Genomic DNA, 20,607 nt, shown 5'->3' on the forward strand with positions numbered 1-20,607 from the left:
CGTACCCGCGGTCCCCGGCGCCACCCGCCGGGGCCGCGTCGGCATCGACCCACGACACGACGTCCGGCGCGCACGGAGCGCGACGCCCCCGCGTTCCCGGCCGCCTCGTTCAGCCGGCCGCTTCCTTGCGGCGGGCGCGGTACGCGGCCACGTGCAGGCGGTTGCCGCAGGTCCGGCTGTCGCAGTACCGGCGCGACCGGTTGCGGGAGAGGTCCACGAAGGCCCGCCGGCAGTCCGGGGCCTCGCAGCGCCGCAGCCGCTCCTGCTCGCCGGCGACCACGAAGAACGCCAGCGCCATCCCGCAGTCGGCGGCCAGGTGGTCGGCGATGGAGGCACCCGGCGCGAAGTAGTGGATGTGCCAGTCGTAGCCGTCGTGGTCGGTGAGCCGCGGCGTGGTGCCGGCGGCGGCCACCAGCTCGTTGATCAGCCCGGCCGCGGTCCGGGGGTCGGTGGCCGCGAAGATCCCGGCGAACCGGCCGCGGACCTTGCGCACCGCCGACAGGTCGAACTCGGACAGCACCCCGACGTCACTGATGTCGTGGCCGCGCACGAACTCCTCGAGGGAGGCGACGTCCGACAGCCCGTCCGGGGTGGTGTCGTCCTCCGGGGCGGTGTTCACCAGATCCACCACGGCATCGAGCGCACACCGGGTGTCGTGGGTGATCAGCACGTTTCGCTCCCTGGCCTGGGGACGGGCGGGCGCCCGCCGATGCTGGCCGATGGTAGCCGCACCTGGCCGCCCGGCGGAGGGTCCGTCCCCGCCGGTTTCCCGCGGGCACGCGCAGGCGCCGCTCCCCGGATCCCTGTGAATCTCCGGGGGACGGCGTCGGCGCGTGCCCTATGCGGTTGTCCTGGCCCGAGCCGTCTCCCCGAGTGGACGGCGCCGGGCGGCTCGTAGGGGCCCCGCCCTAGCTCTCCGCCAGAATGTGCGAGAGCTCCTGGTCGAGGTCGAAGTGGCGGTGCTCCGTGCCCGGGGGCACGGCGGCGTCCGTCCGCTTCAGGAAGGACTCCAGCGCCCGGGCCGGGGCCTCGAGCAGGGCCTCGCCCTCGGGCGAGCTCAGGGCGATGCACACGACGCCCTGACCGTGGCTGCGCGACGGCCAGACACGGACGTCGCCGGTACCCGTGGGCCGGTGCAGGCCCTCGGCGAGGAGGTCGCGGGCGAACACCCACTCGACGGTCTCCTCGGCTCCGGTGTGGAAGGTGGCGTGCACGGCGTAGGGGTCGGCCGTGTCGTACCGCAGGCCTGCGGGGACAGGCAGGGATGACTCGCTCGACACAACGAGGCGCAGGTGCAGCTCGCAGCTGACCGTGGTGTTCATAAGCGCCAGGGCCTTTCGCTCAGTGTGCGCTCGGGGATTCGCACGTCGGCGAAATCGACATGCCACCTACGGTGCCGTTGTAAACCCCTCTGCGTGTTTTGCGTGTCTTTACGTAACTCTTCCGGCCGAGGGCGCCTTCGGTGGGTACGACCATTCCAGTGACGTGATGCTCTCCGGTAGGGTCTGGGCGTATGAATACGGGGAGTGACGTGCCGGGTGAGGTCGCCGTGGCGTCGGACGGAGCGGAAGTGGGCGAGGCCGGCAGCGGGCAGCACGAGCACCAGGGGCTCGGCTCCCGTGCGCCGCAGTACGTCAAGGAACGCCGTCTGCTGCACGTGAGCTGGCAGGTCGGCGTCTTCGTGGTCGGCCTCGCGGTCGTCGCGGCCGGCGTGATCATGCTGCCGCTGCCCGGGCCGGGCTGGGTGGTGATCTTCGGTGGCATGGCGATCTGGGCGACCGAGTTCGTCTGGGCCCAGCTGGTGCTCCGCTGGACGAAACGCAAAGTCACCGAGGCGGCCCAGCGGGCCCTCGATCCGCGCGTCCGGCGCCGGAACATCGTCCTGACCTCGATCGGCCTGGTGGTCGTGGGCGTGCTCGTCGGCGTCTACGTGTGGAAGTTCGGGTTGGTCATGCCGTGGAAGATCGAGAACCAGTGAGCCGGCCGGGGGCGAGGGCCGTCCGCCACTGGTCACAGGCACCCCCTGACATGGGGTAATGTTCTCCGTGCGCCCGGGCGATTAGCTCAGTGGGAGAGCGCTTCGTTCACACCGAAGAGGTCACTGGTTCGAACCCAGTATCGCCCACCGCCCACACACCGGCCCGCCTGCGAGACCGCAGGCGGGCCGGTTGCATTTCGGAAATGATCGACCACGAGGCGTATCCGGCAGAAATACGGATCAAGGCCCCGGGCGGAAATTCCCCGACGTTTCCCGGGAAATGCGGTCCGCTTCAAGTCCCCTTCGGACACAGGGAATTCGAAGTGCCCGGACGGAGTCCGGCCGGACCCCGCCCGGGACGCCCGCCTCAACTCATCCGGCCCAGCACGTCCCGCACCCGCCGGACGTCCCTGAGGCGCCGCTCGTACGTCGCGCCCAGCGCGAGCAGCAGCAGTCCGGCCAGCGCGGGCGGCACCCACCGGGGCAGCGCGTCGGCGAACTGCACCAGGTACGGCGCCAGTTCGTGCAGCGCGGTCAGCACCAGCACCGTACCGCCGAGGACCAGCGGCGCCCGCAGCCGGTGACGGGCACCCAGCAGCGTGATGAGCAGCGCCGCCGAGCCGAGCAGCAGCGGACGCGGCCAGCCCTCGTCCCGCCACAGGGCGGCGAGGCTCGGCAGCAGGGTCACGGCCAGCCCCGGACCGTACGCCGTCCACGACCCGGTCAGCGGGTCCCGGCGCCTGCGCCAGGCGCCGACCAGCAGGGCCGGGACGGTCACCGGCAGGGTGTACGCCTCCGGGGCCGTGACCTCCCACGCGGCCAGCCGCACCCAGGCGGCCAGCGCGAACAGGGTGGCCGCCGCGTAGCCGGCCGCGCGGCGGTCCGGCTGCGTCGCCGTCGCCCCCGCGAGCACGCCGAGCGAGGACAGCACCAGGGCCAGCATGGGCGCGTCCGTCACCGCCAGACCGACCGCCACCAGGGCGGCGACCGCGCCCGTCAGCTCGCAGGCGACCCGCGCCGTGGTGGCGAGCCGGGGTGCGACGGCCACCGCGACCGCCGGGACCACCAGGACCAGCAGGGCCGTGTGCGGTGCCTGCCACCCCGCCGCCGCCCCGGTCGCGCAGGCCAGCGCGGTGGCGTACGCCAGGGCGGCGGGCGCCGTCACCGGGGCGAGCCGGGAGCGCGTCGAGGCCGCCGCGTACAGCACGGTCAGGGCGGACAGCGCGGTCAGGGTCGCGGTCCGGTCGGCCAGCGCCAGGAAGGCCAGGTCGACCGAGGTGACCAGCGCCAGGACGGTACCGGTCGGCGGGAGGACGGGCAGCGCGAGGGCGGCCACGGTGAGCAGACCGAGCAGCAGCAGGCCGACCACGTACGGGAGTTCCAGCGCGGCCGGCACAGACAGTGCCGCCGCCCAGGCGAGCACCGCAGCGCCGGCCAGGGCCCGTTGACGCCACGTGGCGTTGCGCACGAGCAGGGCGAGGGCGCCGGCGAGCAGGCCGAGCACCGCGAGCGCCGGACCGGAGTGCGACAGCCAGGGCGCGTGCACGGTCACCGCGTCCCGCGCGTCCGCCGGGCCACCCGACCAGGGCCGGTCCGCCCAGCCGAACGGACCGAACAGGGCCACGGCCACGAGCGGCAGCGCCCACAGCAGCGCGAGCCCCTGGACCGCGGCGGAGGCCCAGGCCACGCCGTGCCGCACCTGCTCGGGCATCCGCGGGATCCGCGGGGCCGTCAACAGGGCCAGGGCGCCCAGCAGTTGCGCCGGCACCGCCCAGCCGCCGGGCAGCGTGACGCGCAGGACACCGCCGAGCGCGGCGAGCAGCACCAGGGCCCCGAGGAGGGCGGTGGTGAGCGGCTGCGGGGAGAAGGAGGGGAGGGCGGGGGAGGGCGTGCCCGAGGTCGCAGGGGCATCAGTGCCGCTCGTCGCGCTCGTCGCGCTCGTCACGCCCGTACGACCCGGCTCAGCCGTCCGCGCCGTCCCCGCTATCCGCCAGGCCGCCGTCAGCGCCACCGCCGACGCCGGGAGCAGCAGTGCCGCCGCGCGGGCCGCTGCGCCCGGGTCCGGAGCCGTCCAGGAGAGCCAGAGTGCTCCCAGGAGACCCCAGCCGCCCGTGCCGTAGGCGCCGATCGCGGCGGCGATCCGTACGGGGCGCAGCGCGGGGGAGGTCACCAGGAGGGCCGCCGCCGCGTCGGCCGTGGCCGTCAGCAGCAGCGCGGCCGAGATGCCGTGGGGGCCCGCGTCGGCCGCGAGCGCGGTGAGCAGCAGCGGGAGTTGGGCGGCGGCGAGCGCGGCGGGCCGGGGCAGGCGCAGCGCGCCCAGGGCGGTGCCGTAGGCCGCCCACGCACCGGCCAGCACGGTCGCCGCCACGGCCGCGTACGCGGTGCCGTCCGTGTCCGCGAGGGCCGCCTCGTGCAGGGCGTAGGCGTCCAGGACCGTCAGGGCCAGCCCCAGTCCGGCCACCGACTCGGCGGTGGAGCGCAGGCCGCGCCGCAGGAGCGGCACCGGCGCCGCGAGCGCCGCCGCGGTCACCGTGCCGAGCACCGCGGCCCGTCCGGCGATCCCCAGGTGTCCCCAGCTGACCAGGGTGAAGGCCATCGCCGCGATGGTCAGCAGGACACCGCCGAGCACCAGCAGCACGTTCTGCACGCGGGGCGCGGACGCCTCGGGGCGCGGGGCGGTGGCGGGCGCGGGTCCGCCGAAGGGCGGCGTGGCGGGTCCGGGCGCCGCCGACTGGAGGACCGAGACCAGCCAGGCGCGGCGGGCCAGCAACTGGGCGCGGTGCGCGTCCAGTCGGCGCAGCTCGGCGTCGAGGAACCGCAGTTCCTCGGCCGGGGGCGGAATGAACGTCATGCTTCGGAGTGTGGCCGGGGTCACGACCCGCGCCATGAGTACCGGTACTCAGGACCGGCCGGGGAAGCTACTCGGTCGAGGTTGCCGAAAGCCTTCCGGTCGCCGGGGGAGTCCGCCGCGTACGGGGAAGACGCAGGTCATGGACTGGACGCACTACCGCTTCGTCAGCCGCTGGCCCCTGCCCGCGCCCGCCCCCGTCGTGTACGCGCTGCTGGAGCGGCCCGAGGACTACCCCCGTTGGTGGCCGCAGGTGCGCGAGGTGACCCGGCTCGACGGCACGAGCGGCGCCTTCCGCGTCCGCTCCCTGCTGCCGTACGACATCACCTTCACCGCGCGCGAGACGCGCCGCGATCCGGTGGCCGGGGTGCTGGAGACCGCGCTGACCGGCGACCTCGAGGGCTGGGCCCGCTGGACGGTCGGCCCGGCCGAGGGCGGCTGCCTGGCCCGCTACGACCAGGAGGTCGACGTGGCCAAGCCGCTGCTCCGGCGGTTCGCCGTGCCGGGGCGGCCGCTGTTCCGCGCCAACCACCGGCTGATGATGCGGGCCGGACGGCGCGGACTGCGCGAACTGCTCGGCACGCTCGACGCGGTTTGAAGGATGGCCGCGGGGACCTGTATGGTTCAGTGCGTTCCCGGGCGATTAGCTCAGTGGGAGAGCGCTTCGTTCACACCGAAGAGGTCACTGGTTCGAACCCAGTATCGCCCACCGGGAAAAGGCCGGTCCGCCACAGCGGGCCGGCCTTCTTCGTGTCCCCGGGGGTCCGCGCGGCGCGTCCCGTCGAGTGCGGTCACGCCGCCGCCGGCAGCTCCGGGCGCAGGGGCCAGGCCGGGTCCACCGTCTCCTCCTGCCCGCTGCGCGCGAACCAGGCCTGCAGGCCCCGCGCCTGCGCCGCGTGCCAGCCCGTCTGCAGCGCGTGCAGCTCGCCGGGGGACAGGCGCTCCAGGCGGGCCGCGAAGCGCCGGCCCAGCGCGCGGACCACCTCCAGCGCGGCCAGCGCGTCCGCCGCCGCGTCGTGCGCCTCGGCCAGGCTCACCTCGTAGTGCGCGCACAGGTCGGTCAGGGTGCGCCGGCCCTTGCGGTAGCGGTCCAGGTGCTTGTCCAGCACCCTGGGGTCCAGCACCACCAGCGCGTCCGGGTCCACCCAGCGGGCCAGCGACGACGCGCGGTGCCGGCGCAGCTCGCGGTCGAGCAGCGTCAGGTCGAACGGCGCGTTCATCACCACCAACGGCCGTCCCGCGACCGTCTGTTCGGCCAGCAGCTCGGCTATCTCGTACATCACCGGCGCCGGCCAGCGGCCGGTGCGCTGCAGGTGGTCCTCCGTCAGCCCGTGCACCGCCGTCGCCGCCTCGGGCACCGGCACGCCGGGGTTGACCAGCCACCGGCTCACCCGTGGCCGGGCGCCCGCGGTGTCCTGGACGACGAGCGCGGCCGACACGATCCGGTCGCTCTCGACGTCCACCCCTGTCGTCTCCGTGTCGAACGCGGCCAGCGGGCCGTCGTACCAGCAACTCATACCAACCCAACCCCTCACTCAGCCGCGGCAGCTGACGCCCCGTCCTCTGCCCGTTTGGTGATACCCGGGCTGTTTGCGCCGTACGCCGCGAGGAGACAACAGGAGTACGGGTCTTTGCAGTTCAGCGACCCGACGCGGGGATTCACCTGGTTCGGAAGGCTGTTGCCCATGGTGATGGCGCAGCCCGAGCGGGGCGGGCTGCTGCCCGACCGCACGGGTCCTCATCGCGGCTCGCTCGCCACCACCGCCTGCATGGAGACGCTGCAGGTCGGTTACCTGCACGCCGTCGCGGCGGCCGCGGGGTGTTCGCTGTCCCAGCCGTTCCCGGACAACGGCATCGACTGGCACGTCAGCCACAGCGCGCCCGGGCACACCGTCGACGACGAGGTGACCATCAAGGTGCAGCTGAAGGCGACGTACCAGATCCCGCCCGGCCCCCCGGGGCGGTCCTTCTCGTTCACGCTCGACAACGACCACCTGAGGAAGCTCGCCCGCACACCGGTCTCGGTGCACAAGATCCTCGTCGTGATGATCGTGCCCCGGTCCCGGGACCAGTGGCTGCGGGCCGGTCACGACCGGCTGGACCTGCGGCACTGCTGCTACTGGGTCAACCTGGCCGGCCACCCGGTCACCGGCCGCACGCGCACCACCGTGCGGATCCCGACGGCACGCATCTTCGACGACCGGGCCCTGTGCGAGATCATGACGCGGGTCGGGACGGGAGGACGACCATGACCCACCGCCCCCCGGAGGACCACCTGCGACCGGTGCGGCCGCACCCGGACGGTGCCCCCTGGGACCGCGCCCCCGAGCCCGCCGACGTCGACCCGGCCGTCCTCGGTGCCCTGCTGCTGCGCCACGGCTGGCAGCGGCGCGGCGGCGCCGCCGGACGTTATGGCCGCTGGACCCCGCCCGGTCCCGGCGCGGCCGGCACCAGCCTGCTCGTGCCCGTCAGTCGCGCCTTCCCCGACAGCGACGACCTGCTCGGGGAGGCGCTGGACGCCCTGGCCCGCAGCGCCGCGCCGTCCGCGCGGGAGGTGCTGGTGTCCCTGGCCGTGCCCAGCGACGAGGTCCGCTGGTGGCGGGACGTGCCCGGCGGGCCCGCCGGGACCGCGTCCTGGACGGCCGAGGAGCGGCTGCGCGCCGCGGCCCGCCGGACCCTGCTGGCCGCCGCCCTCGCGACCCGCGCCCGGGCCGGCTACCACGGCGCCCGCCACCGCCGCACCGCCGCCGCGCTGCTGGAGGGCGTGCTGGTGGGCCCGGCCACCGGGGACCGGGCGCTGACCGCGTTCGTGCCGGTCGCGACCGGGCGGGCGCTGGCGGTGCGCCTGCACCAGTCCCTGTGCGCGGCCCGCGAGGCCGTCGACTACCGGCGGGCCACCGGCGGCATGGACGCCTTCGACAGCGCCGTCGGGGCGGGCGTCAGCCGGGAGCTCACCGAGGCGCTGGTCGCCCTCGTCCAGGGCACCGAGGGCGCCCGGGTCGCCGTCGCGTGGGCGCCCGCGGCGGGCGTCCCCGAGGACTGCGCGGCGAGCGGCGAGCCCGTCGAGTTCTCACCCGGCGACCTGCCCGCGCTGCGCGAGGCCGGCGCCCGCTACTTGCGCGAGGAGCCCGCCGTGCCGGTGCGGATCACCGGCACCGTCGTCCGGCTGCGCCGGTCCGGCCCGCGCGGCGAGGGCAGCGTACGGCTGCGGGTGCTGGCCGGCGCCGAGGTGCCGCACGTCCGCCTCACCCTCGACGAGGACGGCTACCGCACCGCCGGGCAGGCCCACCTCGCCGGCCTGCCCGTGCGGGTGCGGGGCCGGCTGGAGAGCCGGGGCGGCTTCCGCCGGGTCACGGCGGCCTCGGACGTCGAAGCGGTGCAGGTCGACGAGGCGGAACGGGACCGCCTGATGAAGTCCCTCCAGGAGACCGCCGGCACCGCGGCGTTCCTGGAGGAGACCTGCGAAGGGGACTGACGGGCACCGGGCGCCGGTGCGGGGGACCGCGGCACTGGTTTCGCGGTCGGCGGGTGCGGGTCGGTACGATCCCCCTCATGCGTGCGCTCCGGTATGGCGCCGCACCCCCCTTCAGTCAGGAGAGACCGGTGGCAGACGTCCGTGTGATCATCCAACGCGATTCCGAGCGGGAAGAGCGCACGGTGACGACGGGCACCACGGCCGCCGAGCTCTTCGCCGGCGAGCGCTCGGTCATCGCCGCGCGCGTGGGCGGCGAGCTCAAGGACCTGTCGTACGCGCTCGCCGACGGCGACGAGGTCGAGGGCGTCGAGCTCTCCTCCGAGGACGGCCTGAACATCCTGCGCCACTCCACCGCGCACGTCATGGCGCAGGCGGTGCAGGAGCTCTTCCCCGAGGCCAAGCTCGGCATCGGCCCGCCCGTCAAGGACGGCTTCTACTACGACTTCGACGTCGAGCGGCCGTTCACGCCCGAGGACCTCAAGGCCGTCGAGAAGAAGATGCAGGAGATCCAGAAGCGGGGCCAGAAGTTCTCCCGCCGGGTCGTGACGGACGAGGCCGCCCGCGAGGAGCTGGCCGACGAGCCCTACAAGCTGGAGCTGATCGGCCTCAAGGGCTCGGCGTCCTCGGACGACGGCGCGGACGTCGAGGTCGGCGCCGGCGAGCTGACGATCTACGACAACCTGGACGCCAAGACCGGCGAGCTGTGCTGGAAGGACCTCTGCCGCGGTCCGCACCTGCCCTCCACCCGGCTCATCCCGGCGTTCAAGCTGATGCGCAACGCGGCCGCCTACTGGCGCGGCAGCGAGAAGAACCCCATGCTCCAGCGCATCTACGGCACCGCCTGGCCGTCCAAGGACGAGCTGAAGCAGTACCTGGACTTCCTCGCCGAGGCGGAGAAGCGCGACCACCGCAAGCTGGGCAGCGAGCTCGACCTGTTCTCCATCCCGGAGCAGATCGGCTCCGGCCTCGCGGTCTTCCACCCCCGCGGCGGCGTCGTCCGCCGGGTCATGGAGGACTACTCGCGCCGCCGCCACGAGGAGGAGGGCTACGAGTTCGTCTACACCCCGCACGCGACGAAGGGGAAGCTCTTCGAGACCTCGGGCCACCTGGACTGGTACGCCGACGGCATGTACCCGCCCATGCAGCTCGACGAGGGCGTGGACTACTACCTCAAGCCCATGAACTGCCCGATGCACAACCTGATCTTCGACGCGCGCGGCCGCTCCTACCGCGAACTGCCGCTGCGGCTCTTCGAGTTCGGGACCGTGTACCGGTACGAGAAGTCGGGCGTCGTGCACGGCCTGACCCGGGCCCGCGGCTTCACCCAGGACGACGCGCACATCTACTGCACCCGTGAGCAGATGTCCGAGGAGCTCGACAAGACGCTCACCTTCGTGCTGAACCTGCTGCGCGACTACGGCCTCACCGACTTCTACCTGGAGCTGTCCACCAAGGACCCGGAGAAGTTCGTCGGCTCCGACGAGGTGTGGGAGGAGGCCACCGAGACGCTGCGCCAGGTCGCCGAGAAGCAGGGCCTGCCCCTGGTGCCCGACCCGGGCGGCGCCGCCTTCTACGGTCCGAAGATCTCCGTGCAGACCAAGGACGCCATCGGCCGCACCTGGCAGATGTCGACCATCCAGCTCGACTTCAACCTGCCGGAGCGCTTCGACCTGGAGTACACCGCGGCCGACGGCTCCAAGCAGCGCCCGGTCATGATCCACCGCGCGCTGTTCGGCTCCATCGAGCGGTTCTTCGCCGTCCTGCTCGAGCACTACGCGGGCGCCTTCCCGGCGTGGCTCGCGCCCGTCCAGGCCCTCGGCATCCCGATCGGCGACGCGCACGTGGAGTACCTGGAGAAGTTCGCCGCCGCCGCGAAGAAGCGGGGCCTGCGGGTCGAGGTGGACTCCTCCTCGGACCGCATGCAGAAGAAGATCCGCAACGCCCAGAAGCAGAAGGTGCCCTTCATGGTCATCGCGGGCGACGAGGACATGTCGAACGGCTCGGTGTCCTTCCGCTACCGCGACGGCTCGCAGGAGAACGGCATCCCGTTCGACGAGGCCATCGCCAAGATCGCCCAGGTCGTCGAGGAGCGGACGCAGGTCTGATCCCGGCAGCCGCCCCGTCCGGCGGCCGCGACGGTCACGGCCCCCGGGGAGGTGCTCACCTCCCCGGGGGCCGTTCGTCCTCCTCCCGGGAGAACACCTGGATCAGCCACGACGAGAACGAGCCGGTGACCGCGCCCAGCAGCGCCAGCCCGCACGCCATCAGCCCGACCGCGATCAGCCGCCCCACCGGTGTCACCGGGGTGACGTCGCCGTAGCCGACGGTCGCGAGGGTCGAACAGGCCCACCACACGGAGTCCCCGAAGGTCTTGATCGTCGCCCCGGGCGCACCGCGCTCGTGCTGGTACACGGCGAGTGCGCCGGCGAAGCCGAGCAGGGCCGTCGACACCCCGGCGTACGTGATCACGCGCGCGTGCAGCGACAGCCGCGGTTCACCGTGCCGGCGCTGGACGGCCTCGTACAGCCGGACGATCCGCACCGGGCGCAGCAGCGGCAGCGCCACCACCAGGGTGTCCAGCCAGTGGGTCCGCACGAACCCCAGCCGCCGTCCGCTCAGCCGCCAGCGCACCGCGTAGTCCAGGACGAACAGGGCCCACGTGACCACCGTGAGCGTCAGGCACACGTCGTGCCACACCCCGGACATGCCGGGGGCCAGGACGTGGAGGGCGTAGGCGCCGAGGAAGACCAACGAGGCGATCCCGAGCGGCACCTCGGTGCGCTGCTCCCAGCGGGTCTGACGGCTGTCCTGGTCCACCGGCCCAGCTTCGCCCGCGGGGGCCGCGCCGCAACCCCGCCGACACGCCGCGAACGGGCGAAGCCATATGCTGCCTGGTATGACGAGTGAGCCGGAGCAGCAGATCGGAGCGGGGACGCAGGACGCGTTCCAGCGCCTGTGGACGCCCCACCGGATGGCCTACATCCAGGGCGAGGGCAAGCCCAGCGGCCCGGGGGCCGACGACGGCTGTCCCTTCTGCTCACTCCCGGGGAAGTCCGACGAGGACGCGCTGATCGTCGCCCGCGGCGAGCACGTGTACGCGGTGCTGAACCTGTACCCGTACAACGGCGGCCACCTGATGACCGTGCCCTACCGGCACGTCGCCGACTACACCGACCTCACGGGGGCGGAGACCGTCGAGCTGGCCGAGCTGACCAAGCAGGCGATGACGGCCCTGCGCGGCGCCTCCGGCGCCCACGGCTTCAACATCGGCATGAACCAGGGCGCGGTCGCGGGCGCGGGCATCGCCGCCCACCTGCACCAGCACATCGTCCCGCGCTGGGGCGGCGACACCAACTTCATGCCGGTCGTCGGCCACACCAAGGTCCTGCCCCAACTCCTCGCGGACACCCGCAAGATGCTCGCGGAGGCGTGGCCCACGGCCTGAGCGTGGCCGTGAGCCGCGGCCCGGCGGCCTACGCGTCGTAGACGTCGACCTTCCTGGGGCTGGGGTCCTGGACCGCCGTGCTCAGGAAGGCCGACCGCGAGCCGAACTTCTCCGTGTCCACGTCGTGTTCCTTGAGCACCTTGATCGCGGCGGCGTGCACCACCCGCAGGACCGGGGTGGCCGCGCGCAGCGCGTCGTCGGCCATGAAGCGGTGGCGCCAGGGCTGGTCGGCCCACGCGTGCCGCAGGCCGAACGGCTCCGGCAGTCCTATCGAGCCGCCGAGCCAGTTCAGCAGCGGCGGGTACCAGCTGAGCGTCGCCCGCGCGGCGAGGCGTACCACCTCGTCCGGGGTGACCAGCGGCAGCGTGACCTTGCGGGTCTCCCAGAACCGGACGGTCTTGGCGACCTCCTTGGTCGGGGCCTCCGGCTTCGTGGTGAACAGCCCGTTCACCGGGCCGAGCGCGTGGCCCGTGACCTCGATGCGCAGCGTCTCGTGCAGCACCGTCACGGTGATCATCATGGTGATGATCAACTGCCCGTCCCACAGCGGCCACTGCACGCCCAGGTAGTGCCGGTCACCGCCGCCGAACTGCTGGTTGTTGCAGATGTTCTCTATGGCCGACGGCTTGACCTGGTACGCCTCGACGTCCGTGCCCTCCGGCCGGGCGACCGCCTTGGCGTTCTCCCCGACCGGGGTGACGATCCAGTGCCGCACGCTGGGCGGCGGGAAGCCGCCGGTCTTCAGGCTCTGCCGGTTCAGCAGGGTCAGCTGGTCGTGGATCGCGCGGATCACGGTCCAGCTGCGGAACTCGTGCACGCCCTTGTTCGGGTCCAGGGGCGTCAGCTCCTCGGCGAGGTGCCAGGCGCCCCAGCGCGTGCCCATGCCGAGGATGCCCTTGGGACCGGCGTAGAAGACCGAGTTGGACTGCTGCTCGGCGCTCAGCCGGGCCAGGGACTGGCGCAGCTGCTCGGCGGCGGTCTGGTTGGGGCTGGTGGGCACGGCCTCGGGCACCTTGGCGCCGATGCTGCTGCCCGCCAGCAGGCTGTCCCAGCGGCCGCGCAGGTCCTGCGCGGTGCCCTCGCAGACCCGCTTGGCCAGGAACCAGCCGACCACCGGGGCGACGACCGCACCGCGCGCGTACCAGCCCACCAGGCCGCCGAACGGCATCTTGAGCAGGAACAGCAGCGCCAGCGCGCCGACCGCGAACAGCAGCACGGTGGCCATGCCGGACACCCGCCGGTTGTCCAGCCGGCCCACGGTCGCCCGGAGCTGGAAGACCAGCAGCCACACCAGCAGACCGGGCAGGAACAGCACCCCGAACAGCAGCATGATGCCGGTGAGCCTCTTGTCGCGCTCGCGGCGGATGCGGTTGGCCGCCAGGCAGTGCTCCACGACGACCTGCGGCTCGGTGCCGAAGGACTGGATGAGGGGCTTGCGGCCGACGCCCAGCATGCGGTCGACCACCGCCTGCGAGAAGGCCTCGCCGAGGTTCGGCCGGAAGATCTTGGCCCAGGAACGGCCCACGGAGACCGTGGACTGGTGCCACTCGTTGTCGGCCTTCTTGATGTCCTCGACCGGGTTGTCCCGGTAGGCCGCCGACGCCAGCGCGAAGGTCGCCGTCTGCCCCTCGTCGCCCGCCCGCGGCACCTGTGGTCCGAAGAAGTCCGCGTAACTGCCGTCCACGCTCATTCCCCCCCAACGCCGCAAGGCTCGCTCCTGCGGCCTTCCCGACTTCCGTGCTCCGCACACCTGTTGATCAGGTCATCAGGGTATCCGCCGGCGCGGACGCGCGTCGGCGGACGGCCGAAGCCGCCCGCCGAACCGGAGCCGACCGATCCGTTCCGGCCCCGGTGCCACGCTCCCCGGCCGCCTGTCCGGGTGTCCCACGGGCCACTTGGGGCCGGTGCGCACCAACCCTCAGCTGTCCCGGGCCTGTTCGCGGACCCGCTCGGCGACCTGCGCCGGCATCGGCTCGTGCCGCACGTACCGGCGGTCGAACCGTGCCGTGCCGTGCGACAGAGAGCGCAGGTCCACGGCGTACCGGCCGATCTCGATCTCGGGCACCTCGGCGCGGATCACCGTCCGCCCGCCCGCGGTCTGTTCGGTGCCCAGCACCCGGCCGCGCCGGCCGGACAGGTCGCTCATCACGGCGCCCACGTAGTCGTCGCCGACCAGCACGCTCACCTCGGCCACCGGTTCCAGCAGGTGGATCCTCGCGTCGGCCGCGGCCTCCCGCAGCGCCAGCGCGCCGGCCGTCTGGAACGCGGCGTCGGAGGAGTCCACCGAGTGCGCCTTGCCGTCGAGCAGCGTGACCCGCACGTCGATCAGCGGATGGCCGGACGCCACCCCCTTGGCCGCCTGCGCCCGTACGCCCTTCTCCACCGACGGGATGAACTGGCGCGGCACCGCCCCGCCGACGACCTTGTCCACGAACTCGATGCCCGAGCCGCCCGGCAGCGGCTCCACCTCGATCTCGCAGATCGCGTACTGTCCGTGCCCGCCCGACTGCTTGACGTGCCGCCCGCGCCCGGCCGACCGGTGCGCGAACGTCTCCCGCAGCGACACCCGGTGCGGGACGACGTCGACCTGGACGCCGTAGCGGGTGCGCAGCCGCTCCAGGGCCACGTCCGCGTGCGCCTCGCCCAGGCACCACAGGACGACCTGGTGGGTGTCCTGGTTCTGCTCCAGGCGCATCGTGGGGTCCTCGGCGACCAGCCGGGACAGGCCCTGGGACAGCTTGTCCTCGTCGGCCTTGCTGTGCGCCTGGATGGCCAGCGGCAGCAGCGGGTCCGGCATCCGCCACGGCTCCATCACCAGCGGGTCGTCCTTGGCGGACAGGGTGTCGCCGGTCTCCGCGCGGGTCAGCTTCGCCACGCACACCAGGTCGCCCGCGACGGCCTGCGGCACCGGGCGCTGCTGCTTGCCGAACGGCATCGACAGCGCTCCCACCCGCTCGTCCACGTCGTGGTCCTCGTGGCCCCGGTCGGTCATGCCGTGCCCGGACACGTGCACCGTCTGGTCGGGCCGCAGCACGCCGGAGAAGACGCGCACCAGCGAGATCCGGCCGACGTACGGGTCGGACGACGTCTTGACGACCTCCGCGACCAGCGGGCCGTCGACGTCGCACGGCTTGATCTCGCGCGGCGCGCCGTCGATCGTGGTCACGCCCGGCGTGGGGTGCTCGAACGGCGTCGGGAAGCCCCGGGTGATCAACTCCAGCAGCTCCACCGTGCCGATGCCCTGCCGGGCGCCCCCGGCCGCGGGGGCGGCGGCCAGGACGGGGAAGAACGTGCCGCGCGCGACGGCCCGCTCCAGGTCCTCGACCAGGGTCTTGACCTCGACCTGCTCACCGCCGAGGTAGCGGTCCATGAGGGTCTCGTCCTCGCTCTCGGCGATGATCCCCTCGATCAGCCGGTTGCGGGCCTGCGTGATGTCCGGCAGCTGCTCCGGGCCCGGCTCGGACTCCTTGCGCTCGCCGGAGGAGTAGTCGAACAGCTTCTGCGACAGCAGCCCGACCAGCCCCGTCACGGGCGCGTGCCCGTCCGGCCCCTGCGGGCCGTGCAGCGGCAGGTACAGCGGCAGCACGGCGTCCGGGTCGTCGCCGCCGAACGTCTCGGCACACACCCGGGTCATCTCCTCGAAGTCGGCCCGCGCCGCCTCCAGGTGCGTGACGACGATCGCGCGCGGCATGCCGACGGCGGCGCACTCCTCCCACACCATGCGGGTGGAGCCGTCCACGCCGTCCGACGCCGAGACGACGAAGAGGGCCGCGTCCGCCGCGCGCAGACCGGCCCTGAGCTCCCCGACGAAGTCGGCGTAGCCGGGGGTGTCGAGGACGTTGACCTTGATGCCGTCCCACTCCAGCGGCACCAGGGAGAGCTGCACCGAACGCTGCTGGCGGTGCTCGATCTCGTCGTGGTCGGAGACGGTGCCGCCGTCCTCCACGCGGCCCGCCCGGTTCACCGCCCCCGCCGTGAGCGCGAGGGCCTCCACCAAGGTGGTCTTGCCCGATCCCGAGTGGCCGACCAGCACCACATTCCGTAGGGACGCGGGGTGGTCGGCCGCCACTGCCCTGCCGGCGGCTCCGGGGTGTGTCTGTGTCTTGTCGCCCATGATCCTGCCTCCCGTGCACGGTGAGGTCACTGGGGCGCGGCGAAGCGGCGGATCCGCGTGGGGGCGGCTCCGGCGACGCCCGCGGTCCTTCGAGCTTTCCACTCCCGTCACGGTGCGTCCATACGAGGGACCCGAACCCGCCACCCGGCGGCCCCGCGCCCGCGATCGGGCCGTGACCCGGATGCCGCCGGGACGTGACCCCGGCCGCGGGTGCCCGGCCGTCGCACCCCCGCGCGCGTGACTACGATGGGCCAGCCGGTGACCAGCAGGGGTCGCGGCGCCACACCGACCGTCGGGAAGGCCATGCTGAACAAGTACGCGCGTGCATTCTTCACGCGTGTCCTCACACCGTTCGCCGCGTTTCTCATCCGCCGGGGCGTCAGCCCCGACACCGTCACGCTGATCGGCACCGCCGGCGTGATGGCGGGCGCGCTGGTCTTCTACCCCCGGGGCGAGTTCTTCTGGGGCACGGTCGTCATCACGCTCTTCGTCTTCTCCGACCTCGTCGACGGCAACATGGCCCGCCAGCTGGGCCGTTCCAGCCGCTGGGGCGCCTTCCTCGACTCCACGCTCGACCGGGTCGCCGACGGCGCGATCTTCGGCGGCTTCGCCCTCTGGTACGCCGGCAGCGGCGACGACAACGTGCTGTGCGCGGTCTCGATCTTCTGCCTGGCCAGCGGCCAGGTGGTGTCGTACACCAAGGCGCGCGGCGAGTCGATCGGCCTGCCGGTCGCCGTCAACGGGCTCGTCGAGCGCGCCGAGCGCCTGGTGATCTCCCTGGTCGCGGCCGGTTTCGCCGGCCTGCACAAGTTCGGCGTGCCCGGCATCCAGTACCTGCTGCCCGTCGCCCTGTGGATCGTCGCCGTCGGCAGCCTCGTCACGCTGGTCCAGCGGGTCGTCACGGTGCGCCGCGAGTCCGCCGAGGCGGAGGCCGCGGCCGCCGCGCAGCCGGGGTCCCAGGGGAGGGAGACCGCCCAGTGAGCGCCCAGGAGCGGCTGACCGACGCGCTGTACGGCCTCGGCTGGGGCACCGTGAAGAAGCTCCCCGAACCCGTCGCGGTGCGCCTGGGCCGCTCGGTCGCCGACCTCGCCTGGAAACGGCGCGGCAAGGGCGTGCAGCGGCTGGAGCGCAACTACGCGCGCGTGGTGCCGGACGCCTCGCCGGAGCGCCTGGCGGAGCTGTCCCGGGCGGGCATGCGGTCCTACCTGCGGTACTGGATGGAGTCCTTCCGGCTGCCCGCCTGGAGCGCCGAGCGCGTCCGCGACGGCTTCGAGCCCAAGGACCTGCACCACCTGACCGACGGTCTCGCCGCCGGCCGGGGCGTCATCCTCGCCCTGCCGCACCTGGCCAACTGGGACCTGGCCGGCGCCTGGGTCACCACCGCGCTCGGCACCCCGTTCACCACGGTCGCCGAGCGGCTGAAGCCGGAGACGCTCTACGACCGGTTCGTCGCCTACCGCGAGGGCCTCGGCATGGAGGTCCTCCCGCACAGCGGCGGCGCCGCCTTCGGCACCCTCGCCCGGCGGCTGCGCGACGGCGGCCTGGTCTGCCTGGTCGCCGACCGCGACCTGTCCGCCTCCGGCGTCGAGGTGACCTTCTTCGGCGAGACCGCGCGGATGCCCGCGGGGCCCGCCCTGCTCGCCCAGCAGACGGGCGCGCTGCTGCTGCCCGTGACCCTCTGGTACGACGACTCGCCCGTGATGCACGGCCGGGTCCACCCCCCGATCGAGGTGCCCGGGTCAGGCAACCGGGCCGAAAAGGCGTCCGTCATGACACAGGCGCTGGCCGACGCCTTCGCCACGGGGATCGCCGAGCACCCGGAGGACTGGCACATGCTGCAGCGCTTGTGGGTCGCGGACCTGGAGCCGCGTCCGTCCGAGGGGGAGCGCCCGTGAGGATCGGCATCGTCTGCCCGTACTCCTGGGACGTGCCCGGTGGCGTCCAGTTCCACATCCGCGACCTCGCCGAGTACTTCCTGCGGCTCGGCCACGAGGTGTCCGTCCTCGCCCCCGCCGACGACGACACCCCGCTGCCGCCGTACGTCGTCTCCGCGGGCCGCGCGGTCCCGGTGCCGTACAACGGCTCGGTGGCGCGGCTGAACTTCGGGTTCCTGTCCGCCGCGCGCGTGCGGCGCTGGCTGCACGACGGCGCGTTCGACGTGGTCCACATCCACGAGCCGACCTCGCCGTCCCTCGGCCTGCTGACCTGCTGGGCTGCGCAGGGCCCGATGGTGGCCACGTTCCACACGTCCAACCCGCGCTCCAAGGCGATGATCGCCGCCTACGCCATCCTCCAGGCGGCCCTGGAGAAGATCAGCGCCCGGATCGCGGTCAGCGAGTACGCCCGGCGCACACTGGTGGAACACCTCGGCGGGGACGCCGTCGTCATCCCCAACGGCGTCGACGTCGACTTCTTCGCCGAGGCCGACCCGAACCCCGCCTGGCAGGGCGACACCATCGGCTTCATCGGCCGCATCGACGAACCCCGCAAGGGCCTGCCGGTGCTGATGCGCGCCCTGCCGCGGATCCTCGCCGCCCGCCCGGGGACCCGGCTGCTGATCGCCGGGCGCGGCGACGAGGAGGAGGCGGTCGCCTCGCTGCCGGCCGAACTGCGCCCGCGGGTGGAGTTCCTGGGCATGGTCAGCGACGAGGACAAGGCGCGCCTGCTGCGCAGCGTCGACCTGTACGTGGCGCCCAACACCGGCGGCGAGAGCTTCGGCATCATCCTGGTCGAGGCGATGTCCGCGGGCGCCCCCGTGCTCGCGTCCGACCTCGACGCCTTCGCCCAGGTCCTCGACCGGGGGGCGGCGGGCGAGCTGTTCGCCAACGAGGACGCCGACGCCCTCGCCGAGGCGGCCCTACGGCTCCTGGGCGACCCCTCGCGCCGCGCCGAGCTGAGCGCCCGCGGCAGCGCGCACGTGCGCCGCTTCGACTGGTCCACGGTGGGCGCGGACATCCTCTCGGTGTACGAGACGGTCACCGCGGGCGCGGCCGCGGTCGCCACCACGGACGACCCCCGCCCCCCGGGGCTGCGCTCCCGCCTGGGCCTGGCCCGTGACTAGCCGCGCGGGCTGAGCAGGCGGGCGCGCGCGGGCCGGCCGGGCCTCCCACAGTGCCGCCGGGACCCACCCGCCCGCGGCCCGCGCCCCGCCGCCCGTCCCCGGCCGCGTACGCTGTCCGCCCGTGACCGCAACCCTCATCTGGATCCTCGTCGCCCTGCTGGCGATCGGCCTCTACCTGAGCTGGACGGCGGGGCGGCTCGACCGGCTGCACGCGCGGATCGACGCGGCGTGGGCGGCACTGGACGCGCAGTTGCTGCGCCGCGCCTCGGTGGCCCAGGAGGTGGCGACGTCGGGCATCCTCGACCCGGCCGCCTCCATCGTGCTGTACGAGGCCGCGCACGCCGCCCGGCAGGCCGAGGAGGAGCAGCGGGAGGTGGCCGAGAGCGAGCTGAGCCAGGCGCTGCGCGCGGTGTTCGCCGACCCCCGGCAGGTCGAGGTGGTCCGGGAGGCACCGGGCGGCGACGGGGCCGCCCGTGAGCTGACCGAGGCCGCCCGGCGCGTCCCGATGGCCCGCCGCTTCCACAACGACGCCGTCGGCGCCGCCCGCCGCCTGCGCGAGCACCGCAAGGTCCGCTGGTTCCGGCTCGCGGGCCACGCGCCGTTCCCGATGGCCTTCGAGATGGACGACGAGCCGCCCGCCGCCCTGGCCGACCGGGCCGCCTGAGCAAAAGGATCCACCGGCTCGGCATTGGCCCTTGCTGTGGACTGGTCCACTCGCGTTTCCTCGGTGCTTGCAGAAACCCTCTTCACCCCAGTGAGGTCACCCCGTGTCCAGCCCCGTGTCCAGCACCGAGAACCAGGCTCCCGAGACCGGCACCGCCCGCGTGAAGCGCGGCATGGCCGAGCAGCTCAAGGGCGGCGTCATCATGGACGTCGTCACGCCGGAGCAGGCGAAGATCGCCGAGGACGCGGGCGCCGTCGCCGTCATGGCCCTCGAGCGGGTCCCGGCCGACATCCGCAAGGACGGCGGCGTGGCCCGCATGTCCGACCCGGACATGATCGAGGGCATCATCGAGGCCGTCTCCATCCCGGTCATGGCCAAGTCCCGCATCGGCCACTTCGTCGAGGCCCAGGTCCTGCAGTCCCTCGGCGTCGACTACATCGACGAGTCCGAGGTCCTCACCCCGGCCGACGAGGTCAACCACTCCGACAAGTGGTCCTTCACCACCCCCTTCGTCTGCGGTGCCACCAACCTCGGTGAGGCCCTGCGCCGCATCTCCGAGGGCGCCGCGATGATCCGCTCCAAGGGCGAGGCCGGCACCGGCAACGTCGTCGAGGCGGTCCGCCACCTGCGCCAGATCAAGGGCGACATCGCCCGGCTGCGCGGCCTGGACAACCACGAGCTGTACGCCGCCGCCAAGGAGCTGCGCGCCCCGTACGAGCTGGTCAAGGAGGTCGCCGAGCTGGGCAAGCTCCCGGTGGTCCTCTTCTCCGCCGGCGGCGTCGCCACCCCGGCCGACGCGGCCCTGATGCGCCAGCTCGGCGCCGAGGGCGTGTTCGTCGGCTCCGGCATCTTCAAGTCCGGCGACCCGGCCAAGCGCGCCGCCGCCATCGTGAAGGCCACCACCTTCTACGACGACCCGAAGATCATCGCGGACGCGTCCCGCAACCTCGGCGAGGCCATGGTCGGCATCAACTGCGACGTGCTGCCCGAGTCCGAGCGCTACGCCAACCGCGGCTGGTAAC

18 protein-coding genes and 2 tRNA genes are annotated in these 20,607 nt (G+C 73.5%); 13 read left to right on the forward strand and 7 right to left on the reverse strand.

Features of this window, described 5'->3' with window-relative positions; genetic code table 11:
- Window positions 1–109: 109 nt before the first annotated feature.
- Window positions 110–670: a CGNR zinc finger domain-containing protein gene (locus AQJ30_RS19195; protein WP_067235421.1), complete on the reverse strand. Its 561-nt coding sequence runs from the start codon at window positions 668–670 to the stop codon at window positions 110–112.
- Window positions 671–908: 238 nt separating this feature from the next.
- Window positions 909–1,322: an SsgA family sporulation/cell division regulator gene (locus AQJ30_RS19200; RefSeq protein WP_004002642.1), complete on the reverse strand. Its 414-nt coding sequence runs from the start codon at window positions 1,320–1,322 to the stop codon at window positions 909–911.
- Window positions 1,323–1,513: 191 nt separating this feature from the next.
- Between AQJ30_RS19200 and AQJ30_RS19205 the strand changes: the two genes are divergently transcribed.
- Window positions 1,514–1,978 (forward strand): TIGR02611 family protein, encoded by a 465-nt coding sequence (locus tag AQJ30_RS19205; protein WP_067235424.1) that lies wholly within the window; start codon window positions 1,514–1,516, stop codon window positions 1,976–1,978.
- Window positions 1,979–2,053: 75 nt separating this feature from the next.
- Window positions 2,054–2,125: transfer RNA gene (locus AQJ30_RS19210), tRNA-Val, on the forward strand.
- Window positions 2,126–2,345: 220 nt separating this feature from the next.
- Here AQJ30_RS19210 and AQJ30_RS19215 read toward each other — a convergent pair.
- Window positions 2,346–4,829 (reverse strand): SCO7613 C-terminal domain-containing membrane protein, encoded by a 2,484-nt coding sequence (locus AQJ30_RS19215; protein WP_245726992.1) that lies wholly within the window; start codon window positions 4,827–4,829, stop codon window positions 2,346–2,348.
- A 139-nt stretch (window positions 4,830–4,968) separates the two neighbouring features.
- On the opposite strand from AQJ30_RS19215, the gene AQJ30_RS19220 reads away from it, so the two are divergent.
- Both AQJ30_RS19220 and AQJ30_RS19225 read left to right on the forward strand, forming a co-directional pair.
- Window positions 4,969–5,424 carry an SRPBCC family protein gene (locus tag AQJ30_RS19220; RefSeq protein ID WP_067235429.1) on the forward strand — a complete coding sequence of 152 codons (456 nt, stop codon included), beginning with the start codon at window positions 4,969–4,971 and terminating at the stop codon, window positions 5,422–5,424.
- A 39-nt stretch (window positions 5,425–5,463) separates the two neighbouring features.
- Window positions 5,464–5,535 (forward strand) — tRNA-Val (locus AQJ30_RS19225).
- 82 nt (window positions 5,536–5,617) lie between these two features.
- On the opposite strand, the gene AQJ30_RS19230 is transcribed toward AQJ30_RS19225, so the two are convergent.
- Complete coding sequence (locus tag AQJ30_RS19230) at window positions 5,618–6,343, reverse strand: 3'-5' exonuclease (RefSeq protein ID WP_067235430.1); 726 nt, start codon at window positions 6,341–6,343, stop codon at window positions 5,618–5,620.
- Window positions 6,344–6,511: 168 nt separating this feature from the next.
- Between AQJ30_RS19230 and AQJ30_RS19235 the strand changes: the two genes are divergently transcribed.
- From AQJ30_RS19235 to thrS, 3 genes are all read left to right on the forward strand, one after another.
- Window positions 6,512–7,078 (forward strand): DUF4365 domain-containing protein, encoded by a 567-nt coding sequence (locus AQJ30_RS19235; RefSeq protein ID WP_067235798.1) that lies wholly within the window; start codon window positions 6,512–6,514, stop codon window positions 7,076–7,078.
- Window positions 7,075–8,301 carry a hypothetical protein gene (locus tag AQJ30_RS19240; RefSeq protein WP_067235433.1) on the forward strand — a complete coding sequence of 409 codons (1,227 nt, stop codon included), beginning with the start codon at window positions 7,075–7,077 and terminating at the stop codon, window positions 8,299–8,301. The genes AQJ30_RS19235 and AQJ30_RS19240 overlap by 4 nt, the downstream gene beginning before the upstream one ends.
- A 128-nt stretch (window positions 8,302–8,429) precedes the next feature.
- The gene (gene thrS, locus AQJ30_RS19245; RefSeq protein ID WP_067235435.1) at window positions 8,430–10,406 is read left to right on the forward strand and encodes a threonine--tRNA ligase; all 1,977 of its coding nucleotides are present in this window, start codon (window positions 8,430–8,432) and stop codon (window positions 10,404–10,406) included.
- A 55-nt stretch (window positions 10,407–10,461) separates the two neighbouring features.
- Here the strand turns inward: thrS and AQJ30_RS19250 are convergent, their stop codons facing one another.
- On the reverse strand, window positions 10,462–11,118 hold the full coding sequence (locus AQJ30_RS19250; protein ID WP_067235437.1) for a potassium channel family protein: 657 nt from the start codon (window positions 11,116–11,118) through the stop codon (window positions 10,462–10,464).
- Window positions 11,119–11,185: 67 nt separating this feature from the next.
- Here AQJ30_RS19250 and AQJ30_RS19255 point away from each other — a divergent pair, with 67 nt between their 5' ends.
- The gene (locus AQJ30_RS19255) at window positions 11,186–11,746 is read left to right on the forward strand and encodes an HIT family protein (RefSeq protein ID WP_067235439.1); all 561 of its coding nucleotides are present in this window, start codon (window positions 11,186–11,188) and stop codon (window positions 11,744–11,746) included.
- Window positions 11,747–11,774: 28 nt separating this feature from the next.
- Here AQJ30_RS19255 and AQJ30_RS19260 read toward each other — a convergent pair whose 3' ends face one another.
- Window positions 11,775–13,436 carry a hypothetical protein gene (locus AQJ30_RS19260; protein ID WP_067235442.1) on the reverse strand — a complete coding sequence of 554 codons (1,662 nt, stop codon included), beginning with the start codon at window positions 13,434–13,436 and terminating at the stop codon, window positions 11,775–11,777.
- Window positions 13,437–13,664: 228 nt separating this feature from the next.
- Window positions 13,665–15,860: an elongation factor G-like protein EF-G2 gene (locus tag AQJ30_RS19265; RefSeq protein ID WP_067235444.1), complete on the reverse strand. Its 2,196-nt coding sequence runs from the start codon at window positions 15,858–15,860 to the stop codon at window positions 13,665–13,667.
- A gap of 246 nt (window positions 15,861–16,106) precedes the next feature.
- Between AQJ30_RS19265 and pgsA the strand changes: the two genes are divergently transcribed.
- From pgsA to pdxS, 5 genes are all read left to right on the forward strand, one after another.
- A complete protein-coding gene (gene pgsA / locus AQJ30_RS19270) occupies window positions 16,107–16,841 on the forward strand; it encodes a phosphatidylinositol phosphate synthase (RefSeq protein ID WP_067235446.1) in 735 nt (244 codons plus the stop codon).
- Entirely contained in the window at window positions 16,838–17,755 is a 918-nt protein-coding gene (locus AQJ30_RS19275; protein WP_067235449.1) for a phosphatidylinositol mannoside acyltransferase, read from the forward strand. Before pgsA ends, AQJ30_RS19275 begins: the two co-directional genes overlap by 4 nt.
- Window positions 17,752–18,921: a glycosyltransferase family 4 protein gene (locus AQJ30_RS19280; RefSeq protein WP_067235452.1), complete on the forward strand. Its 1,170-nt coding sequence runs from the start codon at window positions 17,752–17,754 to the stop codon at window positions 18,919–18,921. The genes AQJ30_RS19275 and AQJ30_RS19280 overlap by 4 nt, the downstream gene beginning before the upstream one ends.
- Window positions 18,922–19,042: 121 nt before the next feature.
- Window positions 19,043–19,585, forward strand: a complete 543-nt coding sequence (locus tag AQJ30_RS19285) for a LemA family protein (RefSeq protein ID WP_067235454.1) — start codon at window positions 19,043–19,045, stop codon at window positions 19,583–19,585.
- Window positions 19,586–19,700: 115 nt separating this feature from the next.
- Window positions 19,701–20,606 carry a pyridoxal 5'-phosphate synthase lyase subunit PdxS gene (gene pdxS / locus AQJ30_RS19290; RefSeq protein WP_067235801.1) on the forward strand — a complete coding sequence of 302 codons (906 nt, stop codon included), beginning with the start codon at window positions 19,701–19,703 and terminating at the stop codon, window positions 20,604–20,606.
- The last annotated feature ends 1 nt before the right edge of the window (window position 20,607 follow it).

This window comes from Streptomyces longwoodensis, assembly GCF_001514125.1.
Lineage (GTDB): Bacteria > Actinomycetota > Actinomycetes > Streptomycetales > Streptomycetaceae > Streptomyces > Streptomyces longwoodensis.

Coding starts and splice junctions, on each gene's coding strand:
- AQJ30_RS19255 (WP_067235439.1), top strand. CDS start 11,186: ATGCTGCCTGGTATGACGAGTGAGCCGGAGCAGCAGATCGGAGCGGGG.
- AQJ30_RS19230 (WP_067235430.1), bottom strand. CDS start 6,343: ATGAGTTGCTGGTACGACGGCCCGCTGGCCGCGTTCGACACGGAGACG.
- AQJ30_RS19240 (WP_067235433.1), top strand. CDS start 7,075: ATGACCCACCGCCCCCCGGAGGACCACCTGCGACCGGTGCGGCCGCAC.
- AQJ30_RS19260 (WP_067235442.1), bottom strand. CDS start 13,436: ATGAGCGTGGACGGCAGTTACGCGGACTTCTTCGGACCACAGGTGCCG.
- AQJ30_RS19265 (WP_067235444.1), bottom strand. CDS start 15,860: ATGGGCGACAAGACACAGACACACCCCGGAGCCGCCGGCAGGGCAGTG.
- pgsA (WP_067235446.1), top strand. CDS start 16,107: ATGGGCCAGCCGGTGACCAGCAGGGGTCGCGGCGCCACACCGACCGTC.
- AQJ30_RS19220 (WP_067235429.1), top strand. CDS start 4,969: ATGGACTGGACGCACTACCGCTTCGTCAGCCGCTGGCCCCTGCCCGCG.
- AQJ30_RS19200 (WP_004002642.1), bottom strand. CDS start 1,322: ATGAACACCACGGTCAGCTGCGAGCTGCACCTGCGCCTCGTTGTGTCG.
- AQJ30_RS19235 (WP_067235798.1), top strand. CDS start 6,512: ATGGTGATGGCGCAGCCCGAGCGGGGCGGGCTGCTGCCCGACCGCACG.
- AQJ30_RS19205 (WP_067235424.1), top strand. CDS start 1,514: ATGAATACGGGGAGTGACGTGCCGGGTGAGGTCGCCGTGGCGTCGGAC.
- AQJ30_RS19215 (WP_245726992.1), bottom strand. CDS start 4,829: ATGACGTTCATTCCGCCCCCGGCCGAGGAACTGCGGTTCCTCGACGCC.